Origin of the sequence: Arthrobacter sp. Alg241-R88 (assembly GCF_900537115.1) — a bacterium.
Lineage (GTDB): Bacteria > Actinomycetota > Actinomycetes > Actinomycetales > Micrococcaceae > Arthrobacter.
Window position 1 is genome coordinate 641,443 of the sequence record NZ_UNRG01000001.1, and the last position, 12,548, is coordinate 653,990.

General features: G+C 64.0%; 14 protein-coding genes. 6 read left to right on the forward strand and 8 right to left on the reverse strand.

The genetic code is table 11. The annotated features are described in order from the left end of the window. Positions 1-4: 4 nt before the first annotated feature. Positions 5-247 (reverse strand): hypothetical protein, encoded by a 243-nt coding sequence (locus G6R19_RS02970; RefSeq protein WP_163162129.1) that lies wholly within the window; start codon positions 245-247, stop codon positions 5-7. Between the two features lie 150 nt (positions 248-397). On the opposite strand from G6R19_RS02970, the gene fdxA reads away from it, so the two are divergent. The 3 genes from fdxA to G6R19_RS02985 all read left to right on the forward strand — a co-directional run bounded on the left by fdxA (position 398) and on the right by G6R19_RS02985 (position 3,402). Continuing rightward, positions 398-724 (forward strand): ferredoxin, encoded by a 327-nt coding sequence (gene fdxA / locus G6R19_RS02975; RefSeq protein ID WP_050685972.1) that lies wholly within the window; start codon positions 398-400, stop codon positions 722-724. A gap of 14 nt (positions 725-738) precedes the next feature. Next, positions 739-1,887 (forward strand): succinyldiaminopimelate transaminase, encoded by a 1,149-nt coding sequence (dapC, locus tag G6R19_RS02980; protein WP_163162132.1) that lies wholly within the window; start codon positions 739-741, stop codon positions 1,885-1,887. A 228-nt stretch (positions 1,888-2,115) separates the two neighbouring features. Further along, entirely contained in the window at positions 2,116-3,402 is a 1,287-nt protein-coding gene (locus G6R19_RS02985) for a citrate synthase (RefSeq protein ID WP_163162134.1), read from the forward strand. 175 nt (positions 3,403-3,577) lie between these two features. Here the strand turns inward: G6R19_RS02985 and galE are convergent, their stop codons facing one another. Beyond that, the gene (gene galE / locus G6R19_RS02990) at positions 3,578-4,591 is read right to left on the reverse strand and encodes a UDP-glucose 4-epimerase GalE (RefSeq protein ID WP_163162136.1); all 1,014 of its coding nucleotides are present in this window, start codon (positions 4,589-4,591) and stop codon (positions 3,578-3,580) included. Positions 4,592-4,720: 129 nt separating this feature from the next. Here galE and G6R19_RS02995 point away from each other — a divergent pair, with 129 nt between their 5' ends. Continuing rightward, entirely contained in the window at positions 4,721-5,329 is a 609-nt protein-coding gene (locus G6R19_RS02995; RefSeq protein ID WP_163162138.1) for a TetR family transcriptional regulator C-terminal domain-containing protein, read from the forward strand. A gap of 99 nt (positions 5,330-5,428) precedes the next feature. Then, a complete protein-coding gene (locus G6R19_RS03000) occupies positions 5,429-6,040 on the forward strand; it encodes a hypothetical protein (RefSeq protein WP_163162140.1) in 612 nt (203 codons plus the stop codon). A gap of 14 nt (positions 6,041-6,054) precedes the next feature. Here the strand turns inward: G6R19_RS03000 and G6R19_RS03005 are convergent, their stop codons facing one another. Together G6R19_RS03005 and dapD are read right to left on the reverse strand one after the other, a co-directional pair. Beyond that, the gene (locus G6R19_RS03005; protein WP_163162142.1) at positions 6,055-6,912 is read right to left on the reverse strand and encodes a hypothetical protein; all 858 of its coding nucleotides are present in this window, start codon (positions 6,910-6,912) and stop codon (positions 6,055-6,057) included. A gap of 5 nt (positions 6,913-6,917) precedes the next feature. Beyond that, positions 6,918-7,946: a 2,3,4,5-tetrahydropyridine-2,6-dicarboxylate N-succinyltransferase gene (dapD, locus tag G6R19_RS03010; RefSeq protein WP_163162144.1), complete on the reverse strand. Its 1,029-nt coding sequence runs from the start codon at positions 7,944-7,946 to the stop codon at positions 6,918-6,920. Positions 7,947-7,996: 50 nt separating this feature from the next. On the opposite strand from dapD, the gene dapE reads away from it, so the two are divergent. Beyond that, positions 7,997-9,133: a succinyl-diaminopimelate desuccinylase gene (gene dapE / locus G6R19_RS03015; RefSeq protein WP_163162146.1), complete on the forward strand. Its 1,137-nt coding sequence runs from the start codon at positions 7,997-7,999 to the stop codon at positions 9,131-9,133. Positions 9,134-9,186: 53 nt separating this feature from the next. Here the strand turns inward: dapE and G6R19_RS03020 are convergent, their stop codons facing one another. From G6R19_RS03020 to G6R19_RS03035, 4 genes are all read right to left on the reverse strand, one after another. Next, entirely contained in the window at positions 9,187-10,026 is an 840-nt protein-coding gene (locus G6R19_RS03020; RefSeq protein ID WP_163162148.1) for an ABC transporter permease subunit, read from the reverse strand. Next, on the reverse strand, positions 10,023-10,673 hold the full coding sequence (locus tag G6R19_RS03025) for an amino acid ABC transporter permease (RefSeq protein ID WP_163162150.1): 651 nt from the start codon (positions 10,671-10,673) through the stop codon (positions 10,023-10,025). Before G6R19_RS03025 ends, G6R19_RS03020 begins: the two co-directional genes overlap by 4 nt. Positions 10,674-10,758: 85 nt before the next feature. Then, positions 10,759-11,646, reverse strand: a complete 888-nt coding sequence (locus tag G6R19_RS03030; RefSeq protein WP_163162152.1) for a glutamate ABC transporter substrate-binding protein — start codon at positions 11,644-11,646, stop codon at positions 10,759-10,761. A gap of 70 nt (positions 11,647-11,716) precedes the next feature. Beyond that, the gene (locus tag G6R19_RS03035) at positions 11,717-12,472 is read right to left on the reverse strand and encodes an amino acid ABC transporter ATP-binding protein (RefSeq protein ID WP_163162154.1); all 756 of its coding nucleotides are present in this window, start codon (positions 12,470-12,472) and stop codon (positions 11,717-11,719) included. Positions 12,473-12,548: the final 76 nt, after the last annotated feature.

Consider the following 12,548-nt stretch of genomic DNA (forward strand, 5'->3'; position numbering starts at 1 on the left):
GCCCTTAGGGCGCGGCCCGGCGCCGCGGCTCCGGTGCAGGCGGGACTTCCTTGGCTGCCACAACCTCGCGCAGGGGGATGACGACGTCGGCCTGCCGCGTACGGACGGTGCAGGCACCGCCGTCGCACATCACCAGGTGCCCCAACGCGTCCGTGAAGCCGCCGTCGATGCGGTAGCGCACCACCACCCGGGTGCCAGGTGCGGCGGCGGCAAGGAATCCGGCAGGTGTGGGGGCGGGCAGGTTCACCACTTCATACTAAAGGGCTTCACACAAGGCCACCGGCTAGGTTCGCGGGAACGGGCCGGGAGATAATAGGCTCAGATGTCAGGGTCCGGCCATAGTTGCCGGATGCAAGAACCGGCGGGTCGCCGGAACCAACGTGGAGAGGCCAGGGACGTGACGTACGTAATCGCGCAGCCGTGTGTAGATGTCAAGGACAAGGCATGTATTGAAGAATGCCCCGTCGACTGCATCTACGAAGGTGAGCGTTCGCTGTACATCCATCCGGACGAATGCGTCGACTGCGGGGCATGCGAGCCCGTATGCCCCGTTGAGGCCATCTACTACGAGGATGACACCCCGGATGAGTGGGCCGACTACTACAAGGCCAACGTGGAGTTCTTTGACGACCTCGGTTCTCCGGGCGGTGCCGCCAAGGTCGGGAACACGGGCAAGGACCACCCCATGATCGCCGCGCTGCCGCCGCAGAACCAAGACCACTAACGCAGGCAGGATTGGTGACCGCAGCAGTGAATACGTTCGGCCTTGACCTGCCCGACTACCCGTGGGAGGCCATGGCGCCGTATCTCGCCACGGCTTCCAGGCATCCCGGCGGGGCGGTCAACCTGTCCATCGGCACGCCGGTGGATCCCACTCCCGCCTTGATCCAGGACGCCTTGAAGGCCGCCGCGGATGCCCCCGGGTACCCCACCGTCCACGGCACCCCCGCGCTCCGGGAAGCCATCGCAGGATGGTTTGAACGGCGCCGTGGCGTGGCCGGTCTTGATCCCCGCAACGTCATGCCAACGGTGGGCTCAAAGGAACTCGTGGCCTGGCTGCCGCTGCTGCTGGGGCTGAAGCCAGGCGACGTCGTCGTGCGCCCCAAGGTTGCCTACCCCACGTACGATATTGGCGCCACCCTCGCCGGCGTTACGTCCGTTGCAACCGACAACCTGGACGAACTCGACGACGCCACCCGCTCCCGCGTCCGGCTGATCTGGGTCAATTCACCGGGCAACCCGACCGGCAGCGTGCGGGGAATCGACTCCTTGAAGGCACTGGTGGCCCAGGCCCGGGACATCGGCGCCGTGGTGGCCTCGGACGAATGCTATGCCGAACTTGGCTGGGGCGACTGGGACGTCCAGCGCGGCGGCCAGGCAGTTCCGAGCATCCTGGACCCCCGGGTTGCCGGCGGATCCCACCAGGGCCTGCTTGCCGTGTACTCATTGAGCAAGCAGTCCAACCTGGCAGGTTACCGGGCAGCGTTTGTGGCCGGCGATCCGGACCTGATGCCCAACCTGGTGAACAGCCGCAAGCACGCTGGCATGATCGTGCCCTATCCGGTGCAGGAGGCCATGCGGGTGGCACTGGGCGACGACACACACGTTGAAGCCCAGAAGGACCTGTACCGCGGACGCCGCGAACGGCTGGTTCCGGCGCTGCTCGGCTTTGGGCTGGAAATCAAGGAATCCGACGCCGGACTGTACCTCTGGTCCACGGCGGGGGAGGGCACTTGGGACACTGTGGCGCGTTTGGCAGAGCGCGGCATCGTGGTGGGCCCGGGCGTCTTTTACGGTGAGGCCGGCAACGGCTATGTCCGGGTTGCCCTCACCGGAACCGACGAACGGATCGACGCCGCCGTTGCCCGGCTGGCCGCCACATCGTAACAATGCTGTGACTCGCGCCACATCGGGCTGGTTTTAGGCCAGTTTTGAACGTCCCGGATTAGTGGCACCCGCCAAGGGGCTGTAGCTTTTTAAGTGACTATCAATGGTGGCTTTCTACAAGAAGGCAGCCCGGGTGTTGGAACCTGTGTTCTCAGGCTTCGTGCGCGGCTCACCTGATGTTGGATCAAGCTTTCGACAGAGGCCCAGACGCCTCATGAAGGGGACTCCATGACTGAGACCAACAATGCTGCGACCCTGCACCACGCAGGAGGCGAGCTCAAGCTGCCGCGCATCCAGGTTGTTGAAGGAAACGAAGGCTACGACGTTTCCAAACTGCTGAAGCAGACGGGCGCAGTCACCTTTGACCCCGGCTTCATGAACACAGCAGCCACAACTTCGGCTATCACCTACATCGACGGTGATGCAGGCATCCTGCGTTACCGCGGATACCCCATCGAGCAGCTGGCACAGCACTCCAGCTTCCTTGAGGTGTCCTACCTGCTGATCTACGGCAACCTGCCCACGCCCACCGAACTGGACGAATTCGACCAGAAGATCCGCCGGCACACGCTGCTGCACGAAGAGCTCAAGGGCTTCTTCGGCGGATTCCCCCGCGACGCGCACCCCATGCCCGTCCTGTCCTCGGCCGTTTCCGCGCTGTCCACGTTCTACCAGGACTCGCTGGATCCCTTCAACGCCGAGCAGGTGGAAGTTTCCACCATCCGCCTGATGGCCAAGCTCCCGGTCATTGCGGCTTACGCACACAAGAAGTCCATCGGCCAGCCCATGCTGTACCCGGACAACTCGCATAACCTCGTGGAGAACTTCCTCCGCCTCAGCTTCGGCCTGCCGGCGGAGCAGTACGAGGTTGACCCCGTCGTCGCCAAAGCGCTGGACCTGCTCCTCATCCTGCACGCGGACCACGAGCAGAACTGCTCCACCTCCACCGTGCGCCTGGTGGGCTCCTCCAACGCCAACCTGTTCGCGTCCGTCTCGGCCGGCATCAACGCGCTGTTCGGGCCTGCCCACGGCGGCGCCAACGAGGCTGTGCTGAAGATGCTCCGCCAGATCCAGGCCGAGGGCACCAAACCCGAGGACTACATGGAAAAGGTCAAGAACAAGGAAGACGGCGTCCGGCTTATGGGCTTCGGACACCGCGTCTACAAGAATTACGATCCGCGCGCCAAGATCGTCAAGGCCACCGCCCACGAGATCCTCACCAAGCTCGGCGGCAACGACGAACTGCTGGACATCGCCCTGCGCCTGGAAGAGAAGGCGCTGAACGACGACTACTTCATTCAGCGCAAGCTCTACCCGAATGTGGACTTCTACACCGGCCTCATCTACAAGGCCATGGGCTTCCCCGAAAAGATGTTCACGGTGCTCTTCGCCATCGGCCGCCTCCCCGGCTGGATCGCGCAGTGGCGCGAGATGATCAGCGACCCGAACACCAAGATCGGCCGCCCGCGGCAGCTCTACATCGGTGAGCCGGAGCGCGACTACCCGGTCCGCTGATCCCCACCGGCTCCCAAACCTCGTAAGGCCACTCCGGCTCCCGACCCTCGCAAGCTCGGGTCGGGTCCCTCGCCGAAGCGGATCCACGGTTCGGGGCCCTCGCCAGCGTGGCCCCACAACAACGAAACGGCCGCCCACCTCCAGTAGGTGGGCGGCCGTTTCGTTGTCCTGGGAATCAGGAGTTGTAGCCCTGGGGGTTGTTTTTCTGCCAGCGCCAGTGGTCCTCGCACATTTCATCCACTGTCTTGGTGGTGGACCAGCTGAGGTCTGCCAAGGCGGAGGTGGCATCGGCCCAGAATGCCGGCAGGTCGCCGGCGCGGCGGCCCGTGATTTCGTACGGGATTGGCTTGCCCACTGCCTTCTCGAAGGAGCGCAGGACCTCCAGCACCGAGGAGCCCTTGCCGGAACCGAGGTTCCAGCGGAACACACCGGCGCGGTCCGCCACATGGTTCAGTGCGGCCACGTGGCCTTCGGCAAGGTCGACGACGTGGATGTAGTCGCGCAGGCACGTACCGTCCGGGGTGTCGTAGTCGCCGCCGAAGACCATGAGCTTTTCGCGCCGGCCCACCGCTACCTGGGCGATGAAGGGCACGAGGTTGTTCGGGATGCCCTGGGGATCCTCGCCGATCCGGCCGGAGGGGTGCGCCCCCACGGGGTTGAAGTAGCGCAGCAGGGCTATATGCCAGCGGCTGTCGGCTGCACCCAGGTCCGAGAGGATGTCCTCGATCTGTTCCTTGGTGCGGCCGTAAGGGTTGTTGGCCCCGATCTCCATCTTTTCCACGTAGGGGATGGGGTTGTGCTCGCCGTAGACGGTGGCAGAGGAGCTGAAGACGATGGAGCGGACGTTGTGCCGGTCCATGACCCGGATGAGGTTCAGGGTGCCCACCAGGTTGTTGTAGTAGTAGGTGAGCGGCTCGCGGACTGACTCGCCCACGGCCTTCAGCCCGGCGAAGTGAATCACCGCGTCGATGGTGTCGCCGGCAAACACAGCTTCCACGGCGGCTTCGTCCACGAGGTCGACGTTGTGGAACTCTGCTGTCTTGCCGGTAAGTTCCGCAACCCGGCGGAGCGACTCTTCGCTGGAGTTGACGAGGTTGTCGATGACCACCACGTCATGGCCGGCTTCCTGCAGGGACAGAACAGTGTGGGAACCGATGTAGCCGGTTCCCCCTGTGACCAGTATTTTCATGCCTCCAACGCTATCCCAACTCGGCGGGCTGCCGCCGTTGTGTCCCGGATAACGGGCAGCATGACGGGCGTTTACGGTACTGGCGGCGGGGCGGACGCTTTATTGAGCACGAGTGTGTTAAAAAATGGGGTGCCTAAAATTGTCAATGCCGAAGCCCGGCGCCAGGACGTGGTCGAAGCGGTCTGGCGGATCATCGCAGTGGACGGGCTGGAAAAAGCGTCGCTCCGGGAAGTGGCAGACGAGGCGGGGCTCGCCGTCGGGTCCGTAAGGCACTACTTCGCGGGAAGCGAGGAATTGCTCACCCACTCCTTTGCCACCGTCGTCGACCATATCGTTACCAGGCTGGTTGAAGCCCTGCCCGCCTTGGAGAAGAACCCGCCAGCAAGCCCTGAACACCGGGAGGCGGTTTTAACACTCCTGGGCGAACTGCTGCCGCTTGATGAACGGCGGGCTGTGGAGGCCTGTGTCTGGATGGCCTTTCGGAACGCCGCCAGGATCAGGCCCTTCCTTGCAGCGGAGGCCGACCGCAGCCACCGGGAAGTCGCGGCCATGATGGGACGCGCCGTCACTACCCTGATGCCTGCCGGTGAACCTGAGGAAGTGCTGGTGGTGGAGGCCGAGAGGCTCCTGGCGACCCTCGACGGACTGTGTATGCATGCCCTGCTCCAGCCGGCCTGGATGACAGCCGGCATATGCAGGGAGGTGCTGGAGCGGCACCTGGACGGGCTTGCGGCGTGACTGCCGTTAACGTCGCCGAGCATGGGGAATAGACTGATAACCGGGGGCGTGACACCGGATCAACAGGCCCGGTCACAACGCGCCAGGGAAGGATTTCGGATGCACCAAACAGGCGGTTCCGGCTGGCAGATCACCACCGACACGTCCGGACCCATGATGATCGCCCTGTACGTCCGCGATGCAGCCGGGCTGGACGGCGCCGGCCACCCGGCCCTGTCCCACGCAGCGCCCAAAATCCGCCCTGCAGACCATTCCCACCTCACTGCCGATGTTGGCGGCCTGAGCGGGCTTAAAACCGAGTGGGAGGCCTGGTGGGCGCAGCTACTGAAGGCCCATCCCCAGACGTCGCCGGAACTGTCGCCGCCTGATTTTGAGGCCTTTGGCAATTCGCCCGCGCTGCAGCGTGTACTGCAGGCGCACTTCGGGTCTGCCCTCACCTGGGCGCGGGAGCGCAGGAGCGAATACGCCGAGCTGGAAGCAGAGCGGGCTGCCATCGGTACAGACCAGCTGCTGGAGGACATGGTTGATGACAGGCTGCTGGAGGTAGGGCGGGACGCCCGCGACTTCAAGCTGACCATCATCGAGCTGCCGCTGAATGAGCAGCGCGCCTGGTACCTTGAACCGGACAAAATCATCATGAGCCACCAGCTGATGGGCCAGCCCGAGCTGTTCCGCAGCTATGTCCAGCCGGTGGTGGAAATACTGGCTTAGGACAGCCAGCGGGCTCAGCCCTCGACGCCAACCGGTGACACAGTGATCCGGACCTGGCCGTCAGAGCCTGATGAGTCCTGCCAGCCGTTCCGCTGTCCACGGTCCCAGGTACGTCCAGCCACCTGTACCTGCGTCACTTCATACCCCTTGGCGTTTGCCACGGCCCACTGGGCAACCGACCAGGCCTGGCTGCCGGTGGCTTCCACCACCAGCGTTTGGCCTTCCACAGCCGTGGCCAGTGGTCCGTAGGCCTGGGCCAGTCCGGCCGAAACGGCGCCAGGGTCTCCGGCAGCCACCGCGGAGCGGAGTGTGCATTGAACGGCCTCGGGCGTCTGGCCGGATAGTCCGGAGGCAAAGAAGCGCCCCATCTGCTCATGCTGGGCATAGGCGGTGGGGAAAGCGGACCGCTGGACCCGCTGCGCCGCTTCGGTGATCTCCATCGACTCATAGCCTGGGATTTGGACCAGAGCGTCATAAAAGGCGTTTGCTGCATAGTACGGGTCCATGACCTGCGCCTCGCTGCCCCAGCCCTGGGACGGACGCTGCTGGAACAGCCCCCGCGAATCAGGGCCTGCCTGGTCCCCGTGGTCGATGTTCCGCAGCTTGGACTCCTGCATTGCGGTGGCCAGCGCTATGGTCGCGGCCCTCGGCGGGAGCCCCCGCTGGACAGCGACGGCGGTGATCAGGGAAGCGTAGACCGCCTGGTCGGGTGCCAGCTCTGCCGTTCCTCCGCCCACGACGGCGATGCAGCGTTCCGAAACAAGGGTTTCGGAACGCTGCACAAAAAACACCGCCGCATAGACGCCGCCGATCACCAGTGCGAGGGTGAGCAGCAGCACCAGGAGCCTGCGCAGGCCTCGGCTTCGTGCCATAGGGATCAGTTGGCGTGCAGGGCGTCGTTCAGTTCCACGGTCTGGCCCGCACGGGGGAGGACCTCCACAGCACCGTTGGTGGAGTTGCGGCGGAACAGCAGGTTGGGGACGCCGGAGAGTTCCGCGGCCTTAACGATCTTTGTGGTGTCTTCGCCCACCTCGTCCTTGGGACCAGGTACGCGTACCCGGGTTCCTGCCGTGACATAGAGGCCGGCTTCCACCACCGAGTCGTCGCCGATGCTGATGCCGACGCCGGAGTTCGCGCCGAGAAGCACGCGCTCACCGATGGTGATCTTCTCTTTGCCGCCGCCGGACAGCGTGCCCATGATGGACGCTCCGCCGCCGACGTCGCTGCCGTCACCGGTCACTACACCCGCGGAAATCCGGCCTTCGACCATGGAGGTGCCCAGCGTGCCAGCGTTGAAGTTGACGAAGCCTTCGTGCATGACCGTTGTGCCTTCGGCGAGGTGCGCACCCAGGCGCACGCGGTCGGCGTCGGCAATCCTGACGCCCGTGGGGACCACGTAGTCCACCATGCGGGGGAACTTGTCGATGCCGTACACGGTGACTGCCCCGCGCCGGCGCAGCCGGGCGCGGGTCAGTTCAAAGCCCTCCACCGCGGCGGGCCCGAAGTTGGTCCACACAACATTCGGCAGTTTGCCGAAGATGCCGTCCAGGTTGATGGTGTTCGGCCGGACCAGGCGGTGCGAGAGCAGGTGCAGACGAAGGTAGGCGTCAGCGGTGTCGGCCGGGGCCTCATCGAGGTTGATCTGGACAAAGACCACCTTCTGCTCGGTGCCGCGGTCCTCGTCCGTTCCGGCCTCTGCGATCCGGGTGAGTGCCTCGTCCGCATTTTCCACTGCGCGCAGGTGTTCGGCGGCGACGCCCAGCGAAGGTGCCGGGAACCAGACGTCCAGGACGGTGGCATCACCATTGGCAACGGCAATGGTGGCTACGCCAAAGCCGTAGGCGGAGCGTTCTTCAGTGGGGGCAGTCTGGGTTTCGGGCACAGCGGAGGAAGCAGTCTCAGTCATTGCCCCAGTCTATCGACGGCGGGGGACCTGCTCCGAACTAGACTGGCTTCGTGACTGCCGAAACCGCCCCCGGACCATCCACCCTTCCGCTCGACCTGCGCCAGGACGTTGCGCTCCTGACCGCCGCGATCATGGACATCAACAGTGTCTCCGGCAGTGAAACGGAACTGGCCGACGCCGTCGAAGCGGCCCTGCTGGCCCTTCCGGAACTGCACGTTGTCCGCGACGGCGACTCGATCATTGCCCGCACGGAGCTGGGTAACGCGGAACGCGTCATCCTGGCGGGCCACCTGGACACCGTTCCGCTGCCCCTGGCTGAAGGGTCCAGGGGTACGGTTCCTTCCAGCTGGGAGTCCGGCATCCCCGGGCAAGGCGTGCTGTACGGCCGCGGTGCCACCGACATGAAGGGCGGCGTCGCGGTGCAGCTGGCGCTTGCCGCCACAATGTTCGACGGCGGGATCGCACCCAAGCGGGACGTCACCTTTGTTTTCTACGACCACGAGGAAGTAGAGGCCGTGAAGAGCGGCCTGGGCCGGCTGGTGCGCAACCACGGCCACCTGCTCGACGGCGACTTCGCCATCTTGCTGGAACCAACCGACGGCACAGTGGAGGGTGGCTGCAACGGCACCAGCCGGTTCGAGGCAACGACTGTGGGCGAGGCAGCCCACTCCGCCCGTGCCTGGATGGGCAGCAACGCCATCCACGCAGCGGCACCCATCCTGGCCAGGCTGGCGGCGTACGAACCTGCCACCGTCAACGTGGACGGGCTGGAATACCGCGAGAGCCTCAACGCGGTAAAAATCAACGGCGGCACTGCCGGCAATGTCATTCCGGACCGGTGCGTGGTGGAGATCAACTACCGCTTTGCGCCGGACAAGACCCCGGACCAGGCCGAAGCCGTGGTGCGGGAACTCCTGGAAGGTTTCGACGTCGTCCGCACCGACGCTGCCGCCGGTGCACGGCCGGGGCTCCAGCACCCCGCAGCCGCTTCCTTCGTTGCCGCCGTCGGAGCCGAGCCAAAGCCCAAATACGGCTGGACCGACGTCGCGCGTTTCAGTGAACTGGGGATCCCGGCGGTGAACTTCGGACCGGGAGATGCCCTCCTGGCCCATAAGGACAACGAGCACGTCCATGCCGACGCCATTCGTAAGTGCCTGCAGGCGCTGCAGGACTGGCTGGCTGGCTGATTTAAACGGCAGTGGCCCGGACCAAAAGGTCCGGGCCGCTGCTGCAGGAAGTATCAGGGGACCGGGGCGTTGGCCTTTTCGGGTTCTGCCTTGGCCACGCCGCCTGCCGCCTTCTTGGACCCGCGGCGCTCGATCCACACGGCAATGCGTGAAACGAGGATGTTGATGGCGATATAGATCGCCGCGGCTACGAAGAAGATGGGGAACAGGAACTGCGTACCAAGGAAATCCGCCATCACCTGTACGGCGCGCAGTAGCTCACCGTACGCCACGATGTAGCCGAGGGAGGTGTCCTTCAGGAGCACCACCATCTGGGCTACGAGCGAGGGCATCATGCGCCGGATGGCCTGTGGCAGTTCGATCAGCATGCGGGACTTGAAGCTGGTCAGGCCGATGGCCAGCCCGGCTTCCCGCTGCCCTTTGGGAAGCGACTGGATGCCTGCACGGATGATCTCAGCAAACACTGCCGAGTTGTAGAGCACCAGGCCCGTGACCACGGCAATAAACGGCGAGGTGCCGAAGCCCAGCAGGATGAACAGCATCATCAGGACCACCGGCATGCCGCGGAGGAATTCCAGCAGCACCCGGACAGGGATGCGGATGAAAGCCGCATCTGAGATGCGCAGCAGGCACAACAGGAGGCCGAGCGGGAAAGCGATGACCGCTGCCAGTGCCGCGGCACTGAGGGTTGCGCTCAATCCGTTGCCCATGAGCGTCCACACGTCTGCGCGGGTAAAGATAGCCCACCGGCGCCCTTCAAAAATGCCTTGCTGGGCGAAGGTCATGATGATCCAGGCAAGAAGGCCCAGGATCAGCACGGAACCGACAATGGAACCAATAAGGGATATCCGCCGTGCCTTCGGGCCGGGAACGTCATAAAGTACCGAGGTCATCGGGCAATCGCCACCTTTCGTTCCACCGTGCTGGCGAGGATGCCCAGCGGAACGGTGAGGAGCAGATAGAAGAACGCAACGCCCAGCAGCACTGGGATCACGGCGTCACCGTTGGCGTTGGCCAGCTGTCGGCCGTAGCCGAACAGTTCCAGGACGAAGAACGCGCCGGCCACCGAGGAGTTCTTTACCAGTGCGATCAGGATGTTGATCAACGGCGGGACCACCGTCCGCAAGGCCTGCGGGAGGATGATGAGGTTCAGGACCTGCCCGAAGTTCATGCCGATGCTTCGGGCGGCTTCGGCCTGGCCAACGGGAACACTGTTGACACCCGAGCGGACAGCTTCGGCGATGAACGCTGCGGTGTAGGTACTGAGGGCAATGATGGCTGCCACCTCGAACTGCTCGAAGGTAACGCCGAGCCGGGGGAGGACGATCGCTGCGAAAAAGAAGGCGATGGTCAGCGGGGTGTTCCGGAGCACCTCGACGTAGACCATGCTGAAGCCGCGGAGTGCCGCTACGGGGGAAACCCTGGCCGCCGCGAGCAGCGTGCCAAGAACCAGGGCGATGACCCCGGAAACGGCGGAAAGGAAAAGCGTGCGGAGAAAACCGTTCCAATACAGGGGCAGGTTTTCAAGAATGACGTCCATAAAATCCTTCGGATGTGGGCGTGGACGGGAGTGGAGACGGCGGTTGCCGGGGCCGCGGAACAGCCCCGGCAACCACCGGGGTTACCTAGTAACGGTCGAGCTTGGGCAGCTCAGGGGCAGTCTTGATGACTGAACCTGCGGTAGCTTCCCATGCCTTCTTGTAGGACCCGTCCTCCTGGAATGCTTCCAGCTGGTCGTTGATCCAGTTGCGGAACTCGGTGTCATCGTTCTTCAGGCCGATGCCGTAGGGCTCCTTCGTGAAGGTCTCATCCGAGGCGAGCTTGAAGGCGTCCGGCTCCTTGTCCACGAAACCGGCCAGGATGACGTTGTCGGTGGTGACTGCTTCAACCTGCTTGTTGCGCAGGGGCTCGAGGCAGGCGGAGTAGGTGGCTGCAGGGACGAGCTCTGCCCCGTACTTGTCCACGATCGTCGCGGCGGGGGTCGAACCGGTGACCGAGCAGACCTTCTTGCCCTTGACGTCCTCGGGGGTCTTGATGGTGTCGTTGTCCTTGTTCACCATCAGGGCCTGGCCTGCTTCGTAGTAGGGTCCGGCGAAGCTGACAACCTGCTTGCGCTTGTCGTTGATGGTGTACGTGGCGATCACCAGGTCAACCTTGCCCTGCTCGATGAACGGCTCCCGGTTGGCCGAGACGGTTTCGGACCATTCAATCTTGTCAGCGGCGATACCCAGCTTGGCGGCGATCAGCTTGCCGATTTCAACGTCGAAGCCGACAGGCTTGCCGTCCAGGCCCACCTGGCCGAAGAGGGGCTGGTCGTACTTGGTGCCGATCTTGATGGTTCCGGCCGAGGCCAGCTTTTCCATGGTGGTGCCGGCGGCGAAGGTGGGTGCTGCTTCGACAGAGGGGTCGCTGGTGGTGCCGGCCCCGCCTCCGCCACAGGCGCTCAGGGACAGGGCGAGGGCAGCGGTAGCCGCCACGAAGAATGACTTCCGCCGGGTCATAAATGCCTTCATGACATTCCTTTCATTGGTGGCCGTGGGTCACGGCCTGGGTGCGAACTCGGAGTGTTTGTTCGTAGGTGAATCAGTGGGTCAGGAGCTTGGAGAGGAAATCCTTGGCGCGGTCGCTCTTGGGATTGGTGAAGAACTCCTCAGGGGTGGCGTCCTCGACGATCTGGCCGTCGGCCATAAAGACCACCCGGTCAGCGGCTTTGCGGGCGAAACCCATCTCGTGGGTGACCACGATCATGGTCATGCCCTCCTTGGCCAGCTGGATCATCACGTCCAGGACCTCGTTGATCATCTCGGGGTCAAGCGCAGAGGTGGGCTCATCGAAGAGCATGACCTTGGGCTTCATGGCGAGGGCGCGGGCGATGGCAACACGCTGCTGCTGGCCGCCGGACAGCTGCGCGGGAAGCTTCGGAGCCTGGTGCCCGACGCCCACCCGTTCAAGCAGCGCCATGGCGTCCTTGTCCGCGGTGGCCTTTGCAACGCCCTTGACCTTGATGGGGCCCAGGGTGACGTTTTCGAGGATGGTTTTGTGTGCGAAGAGATTGAATGACTGGAAAACCATTCCGACGTCGGCCCGGAGCTGTGCCAGTTCCTTGCCTTCCGCGGGAAGGACTTTCCCATCGATGCTGATGGTGCCGCCTTCGATGGTTTCCAGGCGGTTGATGGCGCGGCAGAGCGTGGACTTACCGGAGCCTGACGGCCCGATGACCACGACAACCTCGCCTTTGCGGACCTGCAGGTTGATGTCCTTCAAAACGTGCAGCTGGCCGTAATGCTTATTTACGGCGTTCAGGGAGACGAGGGCATCGCCGGGCACATGAGTAGTCATAAGGAAGAATCTAGCGAACAACGGTGCGTTATGACGCGAATCACCGCAAGTTCCTGCGGATCGTGATTCAAGAGAT

Bases quoted from the DNA above. Each gene is read 5' to 3' on its own strand.
- G6R19_RS02985 (WP_163162134.1), top strand. From the start codon at position 2,116: ATGACTGAGACCAACAATGCTGCGACCCTGCACCACGCAGGAGGCGAG.
- galE (WP_163162136.1), bottom strand. From the start codon at position 4,591: ATGAAAATACTGGTCACAGGGGGAACCGGCTACATCGGTTCCCACACT.
- G6R19_RS03000 (WP_163162140.1), top strand. From the start codon at position 5,429: ATGCACCAAACAGGCGGTTCCGGCTGGCAGATCACCACCGACACGTCC.
- G6R19_RS03005 (WP_163162142.1), bottom strand. From the start codon at position 6,912: ATGGCACGAAGCCGAGGCCTGCGCAGGCTCCTGGTGCTGCTGCTCACC.
- dapD (WP_163162144.1), bottom strand. From the start codon at position 7,946: ATGACTGAGACTGCTTCCTCCGCTGTGCCCGAAACCCAGACTGCCCCC.
- G6R19_RS03020 (WP_163162148.1), bottom strand. From the start codon at position 10,026: ATGACCTCGGTACTTTATGACGTTCCCGGCCCGAAGGCACGGCGGATA.
- G6R19_RS03025 (WP_163162150.1), bottom strand. From the start codon at position 10,673: ATGGACGTCATTCTTGAAAACCTGCCCCTGTATTGGAACGGTTTTCTC.
- G6R19_RS03030 (WP_163162152.1), bottom strand. From the start codon at position 11,646: ATGAAGGCATTTATGACCCGGCGGAAGTCATTCTTCGTGGCGGCTACC.
- G6R19_RS03035 (WP_163162154.1), bottom strand. From the start codon at position 12,472: ATGACTACTCATGTGCCCGGCGATGCCCTCGTCTCCCTGAACGCCGTA.